At 44.8% G+C, this 21270-nt stretch carries 17 protein-coding genes; 7 read left to right on the forward strand and 10 right to left on the reverse strand.

The genetic code is table 11. The features are described 5' to 3' along the window. Positions 1–2: 2 nt before the first annotated feature. Positions 3–1289, reverse strand: coding sequence for an OmpA family protein (locus B7P33_RS09905; RefSeq protein WP_141402440.1), 1287 nt, complete (start codon positions 1287–1289; stop codon positions 3–5). Positions 1290–1406: 117 nt separating this feature from the next. Further along, positions 1407–2987 carry a LuxR C-terminal-related transcriptional regulator gene (locus tag B7P33_RS09910; protein ID WP_097441809.1) on the reverse strand — a complete coding sequence of 527 codons (1581 nt, stop codon included), beginning with the start codon at positions 2985–2987 and terminating at the stop codon, positions 1407–1409. A gap of 223 nt (positions 2988–3210) precedes the next feature. Between B7P33_RS09910 and B7P33_RS09915 the strand changes: the two genes are divergently transcribed. Beyond that, positions 3211–5769 carry a carboxylesterase family protein gene (locus B7P33_RS09915; RefSeq protein WP_097441810.1) on the forward strand — a complete coding sequence of 853 codons (2559 nt, stop codon included), beginning with the start codon at positions 3211–3213 and terminating at the stop codon, positions 5767–5769. A 348-nt stretch (positions 5770–6117) separates the two neighbouring features. Here the strand turns inward: B7P33_RS09915 and B7P33_RS09925 are convergent, their stop codons facing one another. From B7P33_RS09925 to B7P33_RS09940, 4 genes are all read right to left on the reverse strand, one after another. Next, entirely contained in the window at positions 6118–6468 is a 351-nt protein-coding gene (locus B7P33_RS09925) for a toxin-antitoxin system YwqK family antitoxin (RefSeq protein ID WP_097441812.1), read from the reverse strand. A gap of 321 nt (positions 6469–6789) precedes the next feature. Next, positions 6790–8721: a cadherin domain-containing protein gene (locus B7P33_RS09930; RefSeq protein WP_097441813.1), complete on the reverse strand. Its 1932-nt coding sequence runs from the start codon at positions 8719–8721 to the stop codon at positions 6790–6792. A gap of 119 nt (positions 8722–8840) precedes the next feature. Further along, a complete protein-coding gene (locus B7P33_RS09935; protein ID WP_097441814.1) occupies positions 8841–9590 on the reverse strand; it encodes a LytR/AlgR family response regulator transcription factor in 750 nt (249 codons plus the stop codon). Continuing rightward, positions 9590–11302, reverse strand: coding sequence for a histidine kinase (locus tag B7P33_RS09940; protein ID WP_172435916.1), 1713 nt, complete (start codon positions 11300–11302; stop codon positions 9590–9592). Before B7P33_RS09940 ends, B7P33_RS09935 begins: the two co-directional genes overlap by 1 nt. A gap of 375 nt (positions 11303–11677) precedes the next feature. On the opposite strand from B7P33_RS09940, the gene aspS reads away from it, so the two are divergent. Continuing rightward, entirely contained in the window at positions 11678–13426 is a 1749-nt protein-coding gene (gene aspS / locus B7P33_RS09945) for an aspartate--tRNA ligase (RefSeq protein WP_097441816.1), read from the forward strand. A gap of 245 nt (positions 13427–13671) precedes the next feature. On the opposite strand, the gene B7P33_RS09950 is transcribed toward aspS, so the two are convergent. Continuing rightward, complete coding sequence (locus B7P33_RS09950; RefSeq protein WP_097441817.1) at positions 13672–14355, reverse strand: hypothetical protein; 684 nt, start codon at positions 14353–14355, stop codon at positions 13672–13674. Between the two features lie 176 nt (positions 14356–14531). On the opposite strand from B7P33_RS09950, the gene B7P33_RS09955 reads away from it, so the two are divergent. Beyond that, positions 14532–15083: a hypothetical protein gene (locus B7P33_RS09955; protein ID WP_097441818.1), complete on the forward strand. Its 552-nt coding sequence runs from the start codon at positions 14532–14534 to the stop codon at positions 15081–15083. Next, positions 15055–15873: a tetratricopeptide repeat protein gene (locus tag B7P33_RS09960; RefSeq protein WP_097441819.1), complete on the forward strand. Its 819-nt coding sequence runs from the start codon at positions 15055–15057 to the stop codon at positions 15871–15873. Before B7P33_RS09955 ends, B7P33_RS09960 begins: the two co-directional genes overlap by 29 nt. 74 nt (positions 15874–15947) lie before the next feature. Here B7P33_RS09960 and B7P33_RS09965 read toward each other — a convergent pair whose 3' ends face one another. From B7P33_RS09965 to B7P33_RS09975, 3 genes are all read right to left on the reverse strand, one after another. Continuing rightward, a complete protein-coding gene (locus tag B7P33_RS09965) occupies positions 15948–16454 on the reverse strand; it encodes a TonB-dependent receptor plug domain-containing protein (protein WP_172435917.1) in 507 nt (168 codons plus the stop codon). A gap of 147 nt (positions 16455–16601) precedes the next feature. After that, on the reverse strand, positions 16602–17033 hold the full coding sequence (locus B7P33_RS09970) for a hypothetical protein (protein WP_097441821.1): 432 nt from the start codon (positions 17031–17033) through the stop codon (positions 16602–16604). Then, positions 17020–17529 carry an RNA polymerase sigma factor gene (locus B7P33_RS09975; RefSeq protein ID WP_097441822.1) on the reverse strand — a complete coding sequence of 170 codons (510 nt, stop codon included), beginning with the start codon at positions 17527–17529 and terminating at the stop codon, positions 17020–17022. Before B7P33_RS09975 ends, B7P33_RS09970 begins: the two co-directional genes overlap by 14 nt. Before the next feature lie 252 nt (positions 17530–17781). On the opposite strand from B7P33_RS09975, the gene B7P33_RS09980 reads away from it, so the two are divergent. The 3 genes from B7P33_RS09980 to B7P33_RS09990 all read left to right on the forward strand — a co-directional run bounded on the left by B7P33_RS09980 (position 17782) and on the right by B7P33_RS09990 (position 21230). After that, entirely contained in the window at positions 17782–18519 is a 738-nt protein-coding gene (locus tag B7P33_RS09980; protein WP_097441823.1) for a hypothetical protein, read from the forward strand. 127 nt (positions 18520–18646) lie between these two features. After that, positions 18647–19339: a glycine-rich domain-containing protein gene (locus B7P33_RS09985; protein WP_141402441.1), complete on the forward strand. Its 693-nt coding sequence runs from the start codon at positions 18647–18649 to the stop codon at positions 19337–19339. A gap of 106 nt (positions 19340–19445) precedes the next feature. Beyond that, positions 19446–21230, forward strand: a complete 1785-nt coding sequence (locus B7P33_RS09990) for a chloride channel protein (RefSeq protein ID WP_097441825.1) — start codon at positions 19446–19448, stop codon at positions 21228–21230. The last annotated feature ends 40 nt before the right edge of the window (positions 21231–21270 follow it).

Below are 21270 nucleotides of genomic sequence, written 5' to 3' on the forward strand. Positions count from 1 at the left end.
ATTTAAAATTTTACGAATTCCACCCTACGGTTGTTCGCTTTGCCTTCGGGGGTGGCATTGGTGTCCAAAGGCTTCGATTCACCAAAACCTTTTGAGGTCAATCGGGCCGGGGCGATTCCCATAGCGATCAATTTTTCCATTACGGCTTTGGCACGGGCCTCCGACAGTGTTTGATTGGCCGTATCGGCCCCGTCGGAATCGGTATGCCCTTCTACCGAAAAGTTTAGATCGGCTTGTTTTTGCATAAGCTGGAAAATGGTGTTAATCGGCCCCATACTTTCGGGTCTTAAGCTGGCCTTGTTCACATCGAACTTGATGCCATTGACCACGATCTTACCTTCGGAAAGCACCCTGTCGTAATACTTTACCCCGCCCTTGGCAATACGGATATTTTTAAGGTACATCCCCTCATGGCTTGTCGAAATGGTAATCCCTGTAGGATTGCCTTCCAATCGGGGGATATTGATCAGGCGTTGGTCTTGCAGATACACTTTTAGCTTACCCTTGGTATAGGCAATGGAAACATGGCGCCAACCACCCACGGCATCTTTATTGCTCCGTAGGCCAGCCAGGGTACCATTGGAATTGCCTACCTCAACCGCATTTACATCGACTTCGATTTGCGGAATGCCGTTACGTTTTTGATTTTTTCGGTCATAGAGGGTAACATAGCTACCCCTATTGTATTCGTTGGCCGGATAGTATACGTCGTATTCTATGGTAAACACCTCGGGCAGATAATCTTCTTTTGCATCCTTTAGATAGGGTACAATACCCTTACGGTACATATTGCCCGAATCGGTAATGATGTAGATTACCGGTTCGCCATCTAATTGGGCTATTTCGGCCCCGCCCTCGAACAGGTCCCAACGACTGGGAAATTCGCCATTTTCCTCATGTTGCGCCGGACCATCTTCAAAGATCACCGTATCGCCGGGCACAAAGTCGAATCGGCTCCATTGCAGATCCGGTTTCGAGTCTTGGTTTTGGGGCGACTCACCTTCTTGCGGGCTTGGCATTTGCTTTGAAGGTTGCTGACCCTCTTGCTGGGCCACTTCCGGTTTTTTGGACTTGCCATCGATTTCATTTTCTACCTCGTCGAAACCTTTGTCAATGGCATCGTCTACCCGCTTTTGGGAACGCTTTTCGGCTTCGTCTTCAATTTTCTTTTCGGCCTTTTTGATCAGTTTTTTAAAAAACTGGGCCTCGGTCTGTTGGGGGGCCAAGCAAAAAAGGCCGACCAACAAACAGATTTTGATCCAAATTTTTTGGGACTTTAGATAGTGCATCGTACTTCGTTTTTGTTTGGGGTAAAAGTACTTCGGCACCCCTTTTTGGCCTTCACACCTTACGGTGAAACCCCTCACCCTTTTGGGTGATTTATCCCTAAAAACAGAGGTTTCCGACTAGTTGCCCACCTTTTTAAGGGCCTGTACCCTATTTTTTACATCGAGTTTGAGGTAGATGTTCTTGATATGGGTTTTTACCGTGTTCTGCGACACGAACAGGGCTTCGGCAATCTCGTTATTGCTATACCCTTTGGTTATGAGTTCCAATACCTCCACCTCGCGGTTCGACAATTCGAAACCCATCACCTTTTCCTTAAAATCAATGGGGGCTTCGGTTTGGCCCAACCGTAGGGCATCCAGCTCTTGCAGGTAATTTTTTAAGGCTTGGTTCTTTTGCTGAAAACGGAGGTCTACATTCTTTCGGTACAACCAAAACACGATAAAGCCACCGATAATAATCAACAGGGCCGCTATACTCAGCACCACGATGGTCTGTAGGTTAACATCGGCCCGGATGCGGTTGGCTTCTTTCTCCTTGGCCAATTGTTTTATGGTATCGTCCTTGGCCTGGGCCTCAAATGCGACCTGACTACTGATAATACTTTTTTGCGAGGCTTCATTAAGGATACTATCCTTGAAAAGCACGGCTAAATTCCGGGCGTCCAAAGCTTCTTTATAGGCGCCGTTTTGGGCATAAAATTCAGAGAGGGCCTCGTATCCCAAAAGGGTATTGTCTTTAGAGTTGATGGCTTGGGCCGTGGCCAAGCCTTGATCGATAAAGGTCTTTGCCTGGGCCATATGGCCCAAATGCAGGTGGTTGACCCCAAGATTGATCAGCGTATTACTTAAATACCTCGGGTTTTTGTGTTGCTCGAATATGGAAACAGCTTTACTGTAGTGTTGGTTAGAGGTCTCGAAATCGCCTTTCTTTTGGAACAACAGCCCCAATAGGTTCTGTTTGATTCCCCGGCCGTCTTTGCGGTGGTTAAATTCCGACAGCTCCCAGGCCTTGTTCAGGTACACATAGGCCGAATCGTAGGCTTGGGTATGTATGAATACCTCGCCCATATTGGCATAATCGTACTCCATGCCCCGCTCATTGCCCAACGACTCTTCGATTTTTAGGGCTTTTCTAAAGTAGTGTAGGGCCTTGTCGTACTCCTTGGTGTTTACGAAAACATTGCCAATACCGTTCAGGGCAATGGCCATAGAGCGCGAATGCCCCATATCCTTGGATAAGGTATAGGCTTGGAAATAATATTTAAAGGCCTGTTTCTCGAGATTCAGTTTTCTATAGGTGACCCCGATGGAATTGAGGCATTTGATACGCGCCATGGTATCGGTCGATTGTTCAAAATACCCCAAAGCCCTTTTGTGGTGGGCAATCGATTTACCATAATCACTGGCATAACGGGCCGTAATGCCCATACGATCGTAGGTCTTGGCGATACCATCGATATAATAGATCTTTTCGGCGGTACGCAAGGCTTCATCGAGAATCAGGGTGTTTACATATTTCTTTTTTACCGCCTTTTTAAAGAGTACCAATAGGGTGTCTACCTTTTCCTCACTATCGGGCCACGCTTGGTATTCCTTAAAAATACTATCGGTCTGCTTTTGGTTTTGGGTGGTTTGCCCCTGGCTTGTCCCATAGGCGACAAACAATAAGATCAGAAGTAATGGTCGGTAGATCGGCATGCTTTGGATGGTTAACTGGAGGTCCGTTCAACAAAATTACCCCAGCCTTTCGAGATTTACTGTATAGAATGTTACCAACAATTCACATAAATGGATTTTTAGAGTGATTCCAAACTAAATCGCCCCGAAAAACTCCTTTAGCACAGGGTTTAGGTCGTTCGACTAAAGCTTTTCTTTTTAAACGATTGCCTAACTACTTTCCTCTATCTTAAGTATCCGTATCATGCAAACCAGAATCGCCCTAAGTTTTTTATTGGTATTCCTCTTTCAATTCAGTCCGGCCCAAAAGCGCCAAGGCAATATTGTGGAATATTTTGGCAAGGAAAAAGTAAACGAGATCAAAGAAGGTAAGCCCTACCATGTCTTCTCTAAAGGATTATACCTAAGCGGACAACGTTCTGCCTTGAATTCCATGACCTTTCCGACCGACCCCGTTTTCAAGGATTTTCTGATGTCGGACAAAAAGGTGACCCAAGGGGAAACCGGATTTATTGATACGGAGGGCAACCCCCAGTCTTGGCAATCGATCAGTACCGATGACAAAAGCACCTTTAACGACCGGAAGCTCCGTGGGGCCTATGTGTACCTAACCTATACCTCAAAAACCGAAAAAACCGTACTTTTTGAAGCCTCGGGCCATACCAATGGCATTATCAACGGCTATCCACATGAGGGCGATTATTACGATTTTGGCTATAGCCTGATTCCGATTACCTTAAAAAAAGGGGTGAATACCTTCGTACTTAAGGTGGGGCGTTTTCCGCGTATACGCGCCCGCTTGATCGCACCCAAAAGCCCGGTTCTTTTTACCCAACGCGATATGACCCTGCCCGATCTGTTATGGGATACCGACCTTAAATACAAAGGGGCCATCCGTATTGTCAACAGTTCAAAAGATTGGGTGGAATCTTATGATCTTACCTCCACCTTACAGGGAAAACAACTGACCATATTAGTACCCGCCATAGCCCCGATGAGTAGCCTAAAGGTGCCTTTTGGTATTGCCGCCCTGGCCGAGGGTACTGAAAAAGGGAAGATTCAAGTGCAGTTATCACTTCGCAAACCGGGTGTAGGGGTAGTAGATGAAACGGAAATTTCGTTGCACATCAAATCGAGGCATCAAAAGCACAAACGTACCTTTATCAGCGACATAGATGGTAGTGTACAGTACTTTGCCGTTGCCCCGTCATCGAACCATGACCTAGAAAAGGGGGCTTTGTTTTTATCGGTACATGGGGCCTCTGTAGAAGCCACCAACCAGGCCAATGCCTATAAACAAAAAGATTGGGGTACCGTTGTGGCCCCGACCAACCGGCGTCCTTTCGGCTTTGCCTGGGAAGACTGGGGCCGACTCGATGCCTTGGAAGTACTGGCCGAGGGTAAACGTATCTACGCCCCTGATCCACAAAAAATATATTTGACCGGACACTCTATGGGCGGCCATGGTAGCTGGTATCTGGGCGCCACCTACCCCGATAAGTTCGCTGCCATTGCCCCCTGTGCCGGTTACCCAGATCTATTGGGCTATCGCGATAGTTTTGTAAAACGGGCCTTGCGCGCCAGCAAAGAAGAACTGAAACAATGGGGCATTACCCAAAAACAATTGGAACGTATGCAGCAAAAGCCCCAGCTCACTGCCATGGACCATATGATACAACGTGCCGGTAACCCCAGCCGTACCCTAAAACTCAAACGCAATTACCTACAGCAAGGGGTATATATACTGCATGGTGAAAAAGACAATGTGGTACCCACCTTTATCGCTCGCGAAATGCGGGAGAACCTAGGTACTTTCCACAACGATTTCACTTATTACGAATACCCCGGAGGAACGCATTGGTATGGTGACCATAGTATGGATTGGCCCCCTATTTTCGAAATGTTCAAAAGAAGGGAGATCAAAACCGACTCTACCATCAATACCATGGAATTCTATACGGCTTCGCCCGGGGTGTCGGCCCAATCGCATTTTACCACGATTTATCAGCAGGAAAAGCCCCTTGAGATCAGTTCCATCGATTTTTCACGCGAAAAAAACCGCATCACCACCGCTAATGTAGCCCTGCTGAAACTAGACACCCAACACCTAAAGCTGGAAACTGATCATATCGAGATCGATAGTACCCATGTTATGATCGATAGCGATGTACTTTACCTTACCCAAACCAACGGTAGCTGGGAAAAAACCGCTACACCGAACCCCGCTCTTAAAGGTCCGCATAGAAATGGAGGCTTTAAAGATGCCTTTAAGAACCAGATGGTTTTCGTATACGCCACCAACGGCACCCCTACCGAAAACCAATGGTATTTCAACAAGGCCCGCCTCGATGCCGAAACCTTTTACTACCGGGCCAACGGCCGGGTGGTTTTGGTACCCGATTCCGACTTTAGCCCCAAGGCCTATGCCGATAGAAACATAATCCTATACGGCAATGCCGATAACAACAAGGCCTGGAAAAAACTGTTGAAAAATGCCGAGGTACAGGTAATCAACGGAAAGGCCACCATTGGAGGCCGGGAAACCTTGGGCAACCAATGGGGACTCTATTTTGTACTACCCCGCCCCGATAGCGACACCGCCAGTGTTGGGGTGATCAGCGCCACGGGTACCGAAGGCATGAAAGCCATTTACAGCAACCACTACCTTATCAACGGAACCACCTACCCCGATCTTATGTTGTTTAGCAACGACATTATGCAGTTCGGGACCGATGCCGTTAAATGTGCCGGTTTCTTTGGTAACGATTGGTCGTATGAACAAGGTGATTGGCAATGGAAATAAGCTTGGAAGTTGGAAGTACGAAGTTGGAGGTACGAAGTGGAAAATTGTTGAATCGTTTAATCGGGATTTACAAGGCTCAAAAGTGGACGAAATCATATTTGCCCCCCTCTCCTGCGGGAGAGGGTTGGCCTGTCCCGAAGCATTTCGGGGGGTGAGGGCGAGCCAGTAAAATGTTTAATCGTCACAATCTATCATAACCCATAACTCTAAACTCATAACCGGTTATCATAATCGGGGCTTCTAAGGCTATAAAATGACCCAATCATACTGATTCTTGAAATTATCAGGAAGGGGGCCAAAAAAAACCCGAACCAATCGGTTCGGGCCTCTTACTTCTGCACACTGGTCTTACTTGTTCAGCACAACAGGGTTGCTGTCTTTCCAAGTAATCACTCCGGCTAAACGGCTGTCTTTAAAATCAACTTCATTCAAGGCATCTGCATTCCAGAAAAACCATTTACCGGTCCTTTTGCCATTATTGTACTCGCCCATGGCGATTTTCTTGCCTTCGGTATTGTACATCTTCCACTTTCCGTGCAACTTTTCGTTGAGGAAGTATCCGGTTTGTGCAATCTCTCCATTATCGTGGTAAAAAGTGGCCTTTACCAATTGGCCTTCTATTTCAAATTTAGGTGCTGCATCCTGAGCATTTGAAACCACTACGAACATTAAAGCGAATATAAAGCTAACATATTTCATATCTATATCTATTTGTGGTTGTACATTCTACTAACGCTACAAATTTACAATTATTTTACATTCAAGCCATATTTAGGTAACATTAAATTTACATTAAAATTCTATTTATTTGATTTTCAATGTCTTGTAATGTTAAGTAAATGAGTGTGTTATGTCGTACATCGAAAAAGTGCTCCATAAAAGGCAAGCCTAAACGGCCAACTCTTATCTATAACAACGACTATGTATTGCTTGAATAGCACATAAAAATCTATTCTAGGGAATAAAAAAAGCTATCCTGGTTATAGGATAGCTTTTATAGCCTATTGTTGTTGTTTTAGCCTAATTGGTTCGCACTATTTTTCGGATTCTATTATTATTTGTATCCGCAACGTAAATAATGTTATTGGGTCCAATAGTAATATTCCATGGTTTATTGAATTGAGTATTCAAGTCCGTTCCATCCAAAAAGCCTAAAGTACTCCCTACAAAATCACTTACCACTTGATCGGTCGCAATTTTTTTGATCTTTTCGTTGGAAGTATCCGCAACGAATACCGTGCCATCGGCCTCTACAGCCAAGCCCTGCGGATAATTAAACGCAACACTGCTTCCGCTTCCCCCTTGATCTCCCTGAATACTTCCGGCCCATGTGGTTACGTTACGCTGGGTATCTATTCTACGAACTTTATGGTTATGCGAATCCATAACGTATATAATTCCTGTGTTATCGACCCCTATTTGCCTCGGATAATAAAAACGGGCATTTACCCCTATAGCATCGACATATCCTTGTGAGCTACCAGCTACCGTAGTTACCACCGCCGTCGGTGATATTTTACGGATGCGATGATTGCCATAATCCGCTAACAGAAGATTACCATCGGCATCAAAGGCCAGCCCATGAGGAAATTGAACTCTAGCAGCTGTGCCTATACCGTTGGATGCACCGGAAGTAGATCCACCTACAAATGTAGTTACATCACCAGATGGGGTAATCTTTTTTATTTTATGGTTATTGGTATCTGAAACGTATACATTTCCATCAGCATCAACGGCAATACCCTGCGGATAGCTGAATTGTGCTTGGGTACCAGCACCGTTTAGGTCGCCTTCATCACTACCAGCTAAAGTGGTTACTTCACCGGAAGCCGTAATCTTACGGATTTTATGATTATAGGTATCGGCTACGTACACTGTTCCGTTCGCATCTACGGTAATTGCTCTCGGATTGTCAAATCGAGCTTGGGTTATTAGGCCATCGGCAAAACCACGTGTACTCCCTGCCAATGTTGTTACCGTAGCCATAGCTATTTCATCGACGTCGATAACACCAATGGTAACATCTAATTGGGTAGATAGGCTGGCATCGCTAATCTGAATACCAAGGGTATGTGAAGTGGCCGTTTCATAGTCTAGTTGTTTTCCTGCCAAAAGGGAAATTTCCCCATTGCCGTTAACTTCGAATAAACCCGATTCATCCGAAGATATAGAGAATAAAATCACATCTCCCTCAGGGTCACTAGCTAATATCGTTCCGATTACATGGTCAGAATCAATATTTTCCAACACATCATCTATATTGGAAGCATCGTTAAAAACCGGGGCTTCATTAATATCGGTTACCTGTATGGTTATATCCGTACTTGAAGTAAGTGAACCATCTGAAACGGAAATATTTAAAATATAGGTGTCGTTTCCTTCGAAATCAAGAGTTTCCCCATCTTGCAGTTTAAGTACCCCACTATCCGAAATCTCGAATACATTTTGAGTGGTCGTAATAGTAAAGCTTAATGCATCGTTGTTTGGATCTGTAGCCACTATATTGGCAATAGTTGCCGTATCATCAATATTTTCAGCAACAGAAAAATTTTGCGAAGCGATAGTTGGTGCTTGGTTTTCATCTATATCGCTTACCGAAATGGTTATATCTGCCTTAGCACTATCGGTACCATCGGTTACACTGACTACCAGGGCGTGTGAATTCTGGGTTTCATAATCCAATAGGGACCCTGAGGAAAGCCTAATTTCGCCGGTATTTTTAATTTGAAACAACCCGTTACTGTTAGTAGTCAAGGTAAAACTTAAAGTATCGTCATCGGGATCGGTAGCCAAAACGGTACCAATAATTTCGTTACCACTTGTGTTTTCAGGTGTACTAAAAATTTGATTTTTAATTAATGGGAGTCCATTTTCAGGTTCGTCGTCTTTTTTACAGGAAAAAACTGTTAAGCAGCAAACCAGTAGCCAGACTGGCATTTTTATTGTCTTCATGATTTAGAAATTGGGTTTGATGGCTCTTGCGCCTTTTTATAATCAGAGGCAAATTTCCTTTACTAATGTGTACCAAGTCCGACTTAACTGCTTAAACCCCGCTATCGATTGCTAAATCATTACATACCACTCACTAGTTTTAAGAACGCCTCTTTTTTGTCATTACTTATCGATACTGTCTTACCGTTATCAAGAACAATATACCCGCCATCGGTTTTTACGTATTGCTTGATAAAAGAGAGATTGATCAAAAAAGAACGATGAGGTCTAAAAAAAAAGGCAATGTTATGTAATAATTCTACAAAGTGTTTTAACGGTTTACTAATCATAATCTCACCATCAGATATAGTATAGATTTTCGTGTACATGCCATCGGCCTCGAATAAGACAAGCTCCTTAAAATTTATGAATTTAATACCATCGCTGACAGGCAGTGCAATTTTTTCAAATTGGTGGGCAGACAAGCTTGTTTTTAACTCAACCAAGCGGTCGTTAATTTTTGATTTACCAATAATATCTATGCATTTTTCAACGGCAGCCTTTAGTTGTTTTGGTCTGAGGGGTTTTAACAGGTAGTCTATCGCAGCCAATTGAAATGCCTGTAATGCATACTCGCTATGAGCCGTGGTGAAAACAATCTCGAAATCTACAAGTTCTTTTTCAATATAGTTTAGAATCTCTAAGCCGCTATGCTCAGGCATATCGATATCCAGAAAAACTATTTGCGGATTTTCTTTTTCTATTAAAGCCACACCTTCCAACAAGCTTTTGGCCAGGTATACTTCTTGAATCTTAGGGCAATTCTCAGAAATAAGGGTTTTTAATAAATTCCTGGCCCGGATTTCATCGTCTATAACTACTGCTCTCATTATCCGATATTTGTTATAGGTATGGTTAATATTACTTCGGTACCCGATACCTTACCCTTTATAATACAATCGTGTAGTTCCACCCCTATTTTTCGCTGCTTCCCATAGTTCAGCAAGGCTAATCGTTCTTCAGTAGCCCTATGGGCAAAAGATGTATGGCCCAGACCTTTCTTTTGTTTTTCAATTTTCGCCTTTTCCCGCCCAATACCGTTATCGGTAATAATGCATTTCAACTGTTCTTCATTTTCAGTTTTAAAAATCACTTCGATTACTTTGGCCCCAGTTTTTAATGCCAGTCCATGTTTTATTGCATTTTCAATATAGGGCTGCACCAGCATAGTAGGTATTTCTATAGCCAAGGTATCCAAACTATTTTCCGCATGTATCCGATAATTGAAATTGTCCTCAAATCGCAATGCCTCCAAATCAAGATACATACCCAAACTTTCCATTTCATCGGCCAAACTAATAGAACCCGCGTCACTATGTTTTAAATACATACGAATTACATCGGCAAACTGACCCAGGTAATCACTGGCTTCATTTTTCTTATTACTAATAATATAATCTTGAATGGAATTGAGCACGTTAAAAATAAAATGGGGATTCATTTGAGCCTTTAACGCTTTTAACTCACTATCTTTATATTGCTTTTCCAAGGCCAAACGCCGCTGCGACTCTTTAAGATCTGCAGCTATTCGCTTTATTTTTTCGGCATTCTTAAACCTGTAGAATAATAGTAACCCAATTACCAAACAACTTGCCCCTATCCCAATGGCCGCAATTAGATAATACCTATTGGCTTGTGCCCTATTATTGGCCAAAGTGGCTTGCGTTTGAGCCAATAGTTTTTCTTGGGCCAATTTTTCTGTTTCGTATTCAACTTTTAAAGCCGCTGTCAGCTTATTCCGATCTTCTGATTCAATCTGCTTTTTTAAGTTTACATAAGCATCATTCCACTTCCAGGCTTTTTCAGCATCTCCAAGTATCGAGTAGGCAATGAACAATTTCTGTTGTAAATCATTTTTATAAAATAAACTGCCTTTGGTACTATCAAGCAATACAATGGCTTTTTCATACAACGGAATAGAGGTTTTATGCTCGCTTTTTAAAGAGTATACCGTGGCCAAATGCCCCAATGATGCCATTTCCCTAGTGGTTTGACCATTTTTTCCATAATAGTCGGAAGTAATCTCGAATTGTTTTAAAGCTTTATCATACACCCCCATATTCCGGTAAAGGATACCCAGTTTTACCTTCATTAGCATTTCTCCTGGAACAAACCCAATGGTTTGGCACATATCAATCGCCTTTTTATACTCCTTCTCCGCAGCCGTATGGGCCTTTAAGTCTACGTAAATATTCCCCACATCGAAATGTAACCGAGCCTTATCCGATGATGGGGGGTCGGCAGCTACCAAAGCCAGGTTTTTAAGCCCGATCTCCAAGGCCTTTTCTTTGTCTCCAGTTGTTAAATAACTGTTCAATAGGGCACTATTCGCTAATATCCGCAAAGGTTTATCCCGTAAGGAATCGGCCATTTTTTGTGCTAAAATAGCTTGCTCCAAGGCCTCTGGGTTTTCACCTTTTGTGCGATGGTACAAGGCCCACTTGATACGGGTACGACCTTCGAGAACAGGAGAATTAAGGGCTAATGAAATCGCTAAAGCTTCTTCTAAAAAATCTGCAACCGAATCTAATTGGGTGTTCATTGATCGTTGCGAAAAATTTAATAACTGAATTACCCGAAGACTATCTTTACGATACGTTGTGGTATTTCCATCCTTCTTTTCAATCTGACATAAGGCAGACTGAACGGTAAAAATCAAAAGAACCAACCCAAAATTTCGATACATATAATCCCTATTTAAAACTCGGTGCAACATACGTACTTTATACCTGAGGCGATGCGGTTTTTTTCCGAATTCTAAATCTCAGTTGTTAAACCCTATCTTTTACAGAGAAAAACCCTTACTGCTTCACTTCTATCTCCCATCTGCGAACCGCACAAGAAAAGCAAACCAGTAATACTTCTAAAATCCCCCTTAAAAAAGTAACTTTGCGGCTTATTCAGAAAACTGAGACCAATGTTTAGGAGCCATAATTGCGGCGAGCTTAGGGCCGCACAGATCGAAAGTCAGGTAACCCTTGCCGGATGGGTACATAAAGTACGTGATAAAGGATTCGTAACCTGGATCGACCTACGTGATCGTTATGGTATTACCCAATTGGTACTCGATGCCGAACGTACCGATGCCGCCCTTTTGGAGCAGGCCCGTACCTTGGGTCGCGAGTTCGTACTACAGGTAAAAGGTACCGTAATCGAGCGGGCATCTAAAAACCCGAACATCCCTACCGGGGAAATCGAAATCTTGGTGGCCGAAATGACCGTACTCAACGAGGCCCTTACCCCGCCCTTTACCATTGAGGATGATACCGACGGGGGCGAAGACCTTCGTATGAAATACCGCTATCTCGATATTCGCCGTAACCCGGTTAAAGAGAGCCTGGTATTTCGACATAAAGTAAGCATGGAGGTACGCAAATATTTGTCCGATCAAGGATTTATAGATGTAGAGACCCCCTATTTGATCAAGAGTACGCCCGAAGGTGCCCGCGACTTTTTGGTGCCTAGCCGTATGAACGCCGGACAGTTTTATGCTCTGCCGCAGAGTCCGCAGACCTTTAAGCAGCTGCTTATGGTCGGGGGTATGGACAAGTACTTCCAGATTGTTAAATGTTTTAGGGACGAAGACCTTCGTGCCGACCGCCAGCCTGAGTTTACCCAGATCGATTGTGAGATGGCCTTTGTGGAACAAGAAGATATCTTAAACACCTTCGAAGGGCTTACCCGTCATCTTTTAAAAGAGATCAAAGGCGTAGAAGTGGCCGCCTTTCCCCGTATATCTTTCGATGATGCCATGCGTAAATACGGAAACGACAAACCCGATATCCGCTTTGGTATGGAATTCGGCGAACTAAACGCCGTGGCCCAGCATAAAGATTTTAAGGTCTTTAACTCGGCCGAACTCGTGGTAGGTATTGCCGTGCCCGGTGGGGCCAGCTATACCCGTAAAGAAATCGACAAACTTATCGATTGGGTAAAACGCCCTCAGGTGGGTGCTTTGGGTATGGTTTATGTAAAATGTAATGATGACGGGAGTTATAAATCTTCCGTAGATAAGTTCTACGACCAAGACGATTTGGCCCAATGGGCCCAAGCCACCGGAGCGCAAAAAGGCGATTTAATATGTGTGCTTTCCGGCGACACCAACAAAGTACGTGCCCAATTGAGTGCCCTACGTATGGAAATGGCCGAACGTTTGGGGCTACGCAAAGCTGATGAATTCGCCCCGCTTTGGGTGGTCGACTTCCCCTTGTTGGAACTAGACGAGGAAACCGGACACTACCATGCCATGCACCACCCCTTTACCTCGCCCAAACCCGGACAGTTGGCCCTCTTGGATACCGACCCTGGTGCCGTGAAGGCCAATGCCTACGATTTGGTATTGAACGGAAACGAAATCGGTGGGGGATCGATACGTATACACGATAAAGAGACCCAGGCGATTATGTTCAAACACCTTGGGTTTAGTCCCGAAGAGGCCAAGGCCCAATTCGGCTTTTTGATGGATGCTTTCCAATATGGCGCACCACCGCATGGGGGTATTGCTTTCGGATTGGATCGTTTGGTGGCCATTTTAGGCGGACAAGAGACCATTCGCGACTTTATTGCCTTCCCGAAAAACAACTCGGGCCGCGATGTTATGATCGATGCCCCGGCCACGATCGACAATGATCAACTAGATGAGCTGCATATCGCGCTGAAAGACTGATGAAAGACAACAAACAACTTAAAGAACTCGCCCTGTTTATCGGGGTGGCCATTTTGGCTTTCTTAATCGCTTCCTATGTGTTTCGGAATTGGGGGGCGTGGTTTTAGTGCTGCCAATTTAGAATTGAAAATACAAAAGCCCGATGAAATCAAGTTTCACCGGGCTTTTTGACTATAAATCAAGCGTAACTATTCCGCATCTTCTATTTTGAAGCGGGAAGCCGAATCGTTACATAACCAAGAAACCTATTTAATCCGGGCTTGTAATTCAGGAATCATGCCGGAATAACTTCGTAAGACCCGATCCCACTCCTTAAAGAGCTCGTCGTTCTTTACACTGGTCATGGGCATACCCGAGGCTTCCGATACCAATTTTACCTTAAAGGTCAAGGGGTCGTCGTTTACCTCTTTTACGATCACACGGGTACGTACTGTATTCTGTATAAAGGTCTTTTGGCTCCAGGCCGTTCGTATGTAACCCGTTTCTTTATCGGTCATTTCGATGACATCGATATACGAAAGCACGATCTGATTAATTAGTTTCCAGGCCCGGTCTTTGGGTATGGTACTTTTTAACTCAATACCCACATTCGCAATATCGGTTTGTATAGAGGCATCGAAAGAATCGTCGCGCCTTAACTCTACATAATCGGTCTTGGGCGGTTTGGGCATATTCTTGGTATTGCAATATTCGATCTTTTCGGTCAGGAAGCCTACCTTTTTTACCACCACGGTAATACAATCGTTGGAGGGCACCACCAATTCAATTGATCCCTTACCCAGCATCTTTCCGTTTACATAAATTTTGGCATCGGGTTCAGAGGTGCCGAAATCAATTTTTTTCTTTCCTAAAACCTCCGCATCCATGGCCATGGCCGATGTGGCCACAAAAAACACACCCAAAAGTGTGGCTATTCGTTTTACTAACATGTTCAGTCTGTTTGGTTAAAAATCTGGGATATTTTCCCGTCAACCTCAAAATTACGATGCCCGTCATTTCCATTTTATGATTTTGCTCATACTCCAATAGTTGATCTTCAAACCTTTACCCCTGTCGTTGGTACGCCAAAGCGAATGAGGAGCGGTAATTCCATTACCTTTATGGAATGCGAAACAAAAAATGGCTACGGATCCTAGGGTTGGTCATCCTGGGTATCCTTCTCTTGGCTGGTGGATTTGTACTCTATTCTTGGTATACCTTAAACCACCGCTATTTCCCAGAAACAAACCGTTTTACACAGGCCGCCAATTATATTGACCCCGAAAAGGCCATAGATCTTGGTGACTTTACCGTTTGCGACGAAGACAATATCTATGATTACTACAATAGCGATGGGGCCGATTACCAGGCCGGTAAAAACGGGCTACGTACCCAAATCTTATCGCAGTACCAAGCCGCACATTTTAAAGATTCAGGTTATCTGAACATCCGTTTTGTAGTGAATTGCCAAGGTAAGCCGGGTCGCTATGTGATGGAAACCTACGACTTGGATCTGAATGCTAGCCCTATGGATGAAGAACTCAAGGCGCATCTCTTTAACCTAACCCGTGACCTTAAAAACTGGAACCCTATACAAATTAACGGCACTGCCCAAGATGCCTATGTTTATATCTCATACCGTTTGGAAAATGGAAAGATCGTGGCCATATTACCTTAGTATTATCCTAGTGGCATGTTTCGTAAGTTGCGGTTCCCCTAGTGAAAAATCGGGACAGGCCACCCATGTGTCGCGTTTCCACTATCAGGGTACGGCCGAGAATATGAATGCCTTGGCCTATGCCCTGGAACAGGATCCGACCAATGCCCATGCTTGGCGCGAGTTTTCGATTCCCTACCTAAAACGGGGTATGCCGGGCGCCTGGAAAAAAGCCATGGATAGTGCCGTAAAATACGAACCCAAGTCCCTTACCCCAATCCGAGGTTATAACTACCTCTGGTTCTACCGCGATTATAAAAAAGCCATTGCCGATTTTAATGCCTCCGATACCTTAACCCCCCATCTCGATTATCCGCAAGGGCATAGTGTTGACTATTGGCGGGGTATCGCCTATCTGGGATTACAAGATTACCCGAACAGCATTGCGTTTTGGGACAAACATATCGCCAAGGAAACCGCCGATTCGGGCGAAGACTGGGTAGAGATCGAGGCTTGGTTGTTCCGCGGTATCGCCCATTTCGAATCGGGGAAGCTCACGGCTGCCCAAGCCGATTTCGAAAAAGCCCTTACCTACGGGAAAAAAAGTGCCGATGCCCATTATTACCTGGCCCAGATACATGCTGCCCAAGCACGGCCCAAGCTCGCCCGAAATGAGCTAAACTTGGCCAAACAAGACTTTAAGGCCGGCTATTTTAATTTTAAGGATAGTTATACCGAAACCCTTAGGCAAATCTATTGGGAAGACTTGGAAACTTTGGAAAAAGAATACTTACAAAGCCCTAGTAAATAAACCAGGGCCCCTTACTTACAATCATGGTTCCTCCTTACCGTAAAACCATGCCGGACGCGAACATTGTCTATAGACTATTTACGCTTCCCTTTTTTTGTTGTGATGATCACAACCCCATTAGGAGCGTTGTACTTCTCCGCGGCTTTCTTGTCTTTAAATACTTCAATACTTTCGATGCCGTCAGGTGATAATTTTTTCATGGTTTCTTGATCGGATTTCTTTCCATCGATAATGATCATTGGCGCTTCCCCCTCGGGAGCATAGCCCCTAATTCTTATCTCAGGTTTGTTGTCCCCAGCCGATTCCTTTTTGGTCTCCACGAGCAGCACCCCATTTTTTGCCCCGTATTCTTTAATTGCCTTTTCCCCTTTAACCACACTCACCGAGGCTATTTTATTGGGATCCAATAATTCCATAGGGAAATCGAACTTTTTCCCATCTACATAAATATCTGGTGCGGCCCCGTCTTTTACCAAAACGGCCAAGCCTTCTTTTTTGGTGGTTTTGGTTGTAATTTCCTGCCCTTGAATCCAAGAAAGGGACAGCATTAAAGCACATACAAGTAAAACTAAGTGTTTCATAGGTTTTAAGTTTATCATTACATAATTCATTATTTCAAATAAGGCACACCAAAACATTCATGGACCAACCCATTCCGGCTTGGCTAACAGCATGGCATTACGTTATTTTCTTTTTGTTGAATATTTAAATTGATTAAAAAGCCGACCTTACTCCTTGGTCGTATATATAATTACCATTTCATTTTCATAAACAATGGTGCGTTCAATCGCTGCGGGCTCCATACTACCGATCATATCCAAAGCTTCCTTGAATAGTGCTTCTTTTTGGGCAAAATCCTGTTCGTTGCTTTGCCTGGGACCCAGTATTAAAAAAGAGACCAACAGCAATACTGAAGCCGCAGCTGCCATGCCCCAAACCATCTTTTTTCGCTTTCGGTCCCGACCGCCTTCAAAGCTTTCCCATAATCTGTCATTAAGATCTTCTGGCGGGGTTATTTTGTTATTTTCCAAAAAAGTGAACCAATTGGCCCAAGGAGTGTCTGGTTCCTTTACATTTTCGAACAAAAACACCTCTTCTTCTAAGGTGGTTTCCCCTCTTTCATATTTTTCGGTCAACCGACGAATTTCATCCTCTCGCATAACCATATGTTTTTTCCAATGTTAACCCAACCTGTTTTCTGGCCCTTGACAATAAGACCCTAACATGTTCAATCTTAAGTGCTGTCGCGGCGGCTATTTCAGTAAACTCAAAACCATCTAGATCCCGCATTAATATAACTTCCCTTTGTTGTTTCGGTAAGGTATTTATGATTTGCCGAATAATCGCATCCAACTCTTTCCATTCTAACCACTCCAGCCCGTTTTCAGATTTTGACAACCCATATTCCAAGGTATAATGGGTATAGTCCAATCCTTTTTTCCGCAACAAATCGATACAGTGGTTTCGGGCGGTCAAAACCACAAAACCTTTAATATTCGGATGCCGCTCGATTTGTTTCCGCTTTTCCCAAAGCTTTATCATGATTTCTTGAATGGCATCTTCGGCCTTCGCACCATCACCCAGCATTCTTGAAACCATGGGAAACAAATGGGTCGAGAGTGAAAATACTTTATGTTTGAATTCGGTCTTGTTCATTCTACTCTAATAACGTGAAAGTAGTCCCTGCCATAACAAAAAATGCCATCTTTTTGCCTGTGGGGCTTTATTGATGATCTCTATCCTATAGCGACTAAAAGCCTTTACCCCCTGAAATCGCCAATGCTGGCCTGCCCATTTCCCAGTTATTATCCTACCCTAGTACACCCATTTACTGTAGCTGTATCTATTAGATTTCATTTTTGACGAAAGTTTTATCGTAGAAACGAGACCAAGTAAAAAATTGGCTTTATGCATTTGCTTCGCTTATTTAGGTTTTTCGCTTTTTCATTACTGTTCTTATCTATAGGCTGCCAATCCGATGACGATAATGGCCCAATTACCTTGGCAAGCCTACTCCAAAACCAGCAAACTGAAGAAGGGGGCGTAATCGCCTGTGCCGCCAGCGCCGACCTTAACCAGGTATTCGTTTTCTATTATCCAGAAGCCGGGGCCGATAACATCCGTTACTTTGAGAGTCCCGATGCAAGTACGGCTCCCAAAGACTGGGACAGCTATAGCGAAGTAATCCTGGAAACTGAGCCCGTTTTTAATGGCTATCTGGGTCGTTTTGTTATTTCACCTGCACAAGAAAAATGGGTGGTGGTCACCTTTGAAAAAGAAGGGGTACTGCATTTTTCGAACCCGATCCGACTCAAACAAAACAGCCAGCCTACGGTATGGCACGATCAAGTCAGCCTCGATAAAAATCAAGCCACCATGCCCCGATTTGAGTGGGCACCTGGGCCAGACGGACTCAATGCCATCTTTTTTCAAGTGGTGACCAATGCGCAAAACGATCTTTTATCGGGCACCTATACCTATGATTCCTTTTTCCGCTATTACGATACTTCTAATGTGGTACTGAACGTAACCACACAAAGCCCGCCCCAATTACAGTTCGGAAACACCTATGGCTTTACCCTGATGGCCGTAAGCCTCGATAATTGGGTAAATACGGTGATCGAAAAAGAATTTACTATTCCTTGACCGGGTTCAGGCCGATCAGGTGTTGGAAACCTGAGCTGTTCGCTCAACAACTAGCTTGTTGGGGCTATTTTTAAAAAAATGGTTATCTTATACCATCAATACCCCAAAGGACCCCAACGTCAAAGCCATGAAAAAGCGCCTATACCTACTGTGCCCATTCCTGATTTTTTATGCCTGCTCCAATTCCGATGACAGTCCGGAAACCATTTCCGGTACTTTGGAGTATACAACCATTGGTAATCATCAGTTTACCCTCGAAGCCCAACAAATAACAGCTACCATTACACTCATTGGCGGCGGGGGTGGCGGTGGCGGTGGTGCACCGTATGAATCGGGCGTCAATGCTACTTCCGGGGGTGGCGGTGGTGGGGCCGGGCAGCTTTTGATAATGGAATCGGTAGCCTTAAAAGATCAAACGGTCTACACCGTTTTTGTGCCTCCCGGCGGCAATGGGGGCAATGTTGGGTTTCCAGGGGGCGATGGTCTCGCCGCCAGTGTAAGTGAAGGAAACACGGTGCTCTTGGAAGGTCTCTCCGGTAAGCCCGGCCAACCAGGTCCTAAAGATGCCATGGAAGCCAGTTCGGGTGGCGCCGGATATCCCAATGGTGAAAACGGCGGTGGCGGTTCTACCTTAGATGCCAATGGCAATGCTACGGCAGGGGTCAGCGGTTTGGGTGGCAATAACGGTACGGCATATGGCTACGGCGGGAATGGTGGTATAGGCACCGGATTCAACAATAATCAAGCAAGCCCAACCATGCCCGGTACCCAAGGCGGTCCGGGTTATGTGAAAATCGAATGGACCGGTATCCAAAACTGACCTATCATTTACCCAGACCTGCAGACCTATCAGGTTTTGAAAACCTGATAGGTCTATGTGCTTATTCCGATCGGATTTGGTTATTTTGTAGTACGAAATCCAATTCATGACCAGCCGACGCAAGCGTTACATTACCCAGTTCCTCAAATGGCGGTATAAACATATCTCCAACAAAACCTTTTTACACCTATTGGCCGTGGGGGTGGGGCTTTTGGCCGGACTGGCCTCGGTAACCCTAAAAAACCTGACCCACTTTATTTCTAGCCTGCTCGAACGGGGTATCATCTTTTCAGAGAACCAATTGTATTTCGTGCTACCGGTAATCGGGCTGTTCTTGGTCTTCCTCTATGTAAAATTCGTGGTAAAACGACCCTTGGAACATGCGGTTTCCTCTATTTTGTTCGCCTTATCGAAACGCAAGGGTATCATTCCGCGCTCTAAGATTTATATTCCCTTAATTACCGCCCCGCTTACCGTAGGTTTTGGGGGTTCGGTGGGGTTGTTGGGCCCGGCCGTGGCTTCTGGGGCCGCGATCAGTTCCAATCTGGGCCGATGGTTCCATATGGATACCAAAACCCGAATTCTGCTTATCGCCTGTGCCTCGGCAGGGGCTATTGCCTCCATTTTCCAATCGCCCATTGCCGCCATTATCTTTGCGGTAGAGGTCTTTAGCCTCGACCTGACCCTGGTCTCGCTTACCCCACTTTTACTGGCCTCGGTCTCCGGTATCATCACCTCTTATTTCTTTATGGGCAACGAGGTCTTGTTCAACTTTAATATCAGCCAGGATTTTCAAATCAAGGATACGCTGTTCTATATCGTTTTGGGCGTAGGTACGGCCTTTGCCTCTATCTATTTTACCCGTATGTATTTCGGCATCCTAAAACTGTTCGAACCTTTTAAAAGCCCGAAATACCGACTTTTAGTAGGCGGTATCGCCATAGGGGTCATGCTGTATTTTATCCCGCCCCTGTATGGCGAGGGTCTGGGCTTTATCAACCAACTGCTCAACGGCGACCATATCGCCGCCATTGGCACCACTCCCTTCGATGCCTTTATGGATAATATTTGGGTGGTTATCGCGGTCATGTTCGGTATTACGATCTTTAAGGCCGTGGCCATGACCACCACTTTTGCCGCTGGTGGGGCGGGCGGAATCTTTATTCCTACCATGGTTATGGGCTCGGCCTTGGGCAATGTGGTGGCCAAGATCATTAACCATTCCGGACTCGGTTTTCAGGTTAACGAAAGTAACTTTACCCTGATCGGTATGGCCGGACTCATATCCGGGGTGTTGCATGCGCCCTTAACGGCCATTTTCTTGATCGCCGAGATTACCGGGGGCTATCAATTGTTCGTTCCGCTTATGATTACGGCGGCCATTTCGTACATCATCAAAAAGAACGCCATTGACCACACCATCTATACCCGTGAACTGGCCCGGACCGGGGCCCTACTAACGCATAATAAAGACCAGGCCGTGCTCACCTTTATGGACCTAGACGAGGTGATCGAACAAAATTTTATGACCGTGGCCCCCGATATGAGCTTGGGCGATATGCTGCACACCAAAGTGGCCAAAAGCAACCGCAACCTCTTTCCGGTGGTAGACGAGGCCCGAAAACTAGTGGGTATAGTACTACTCGACGATATTCGGGAGTATATGTTCAACAACGAACTCTACGATCAAATGACGGTCTCACAATTTATGAACCGTGCCCCCGAACTCATCTTTTATAACGAAGACAGTATGCAGCAGGTCATGGATAAATTCCAAGATTCCGGTGCCTGGAACCTACCCGTGATCAAAGGCGGAAAATACCACGGCTTCGTCTCTAAATCGAAACTGCTCACCGCCTATAGGCGAAAGTTGATTAATTTTACACGATAATACCTTATTAAAGTACGAAGTGGGAAGTACGAAGTGGGAA

Origin of the sequence: Sediminicola luteus, assembly GCF_002514735.1 — a bacterium.
In the GTDB taxonomy this organism is placed as follows: Bacteria; Bacteroidota; Bacteroidia; order Flavobacteriales; family Flavobacteriaceae; genus HQA918.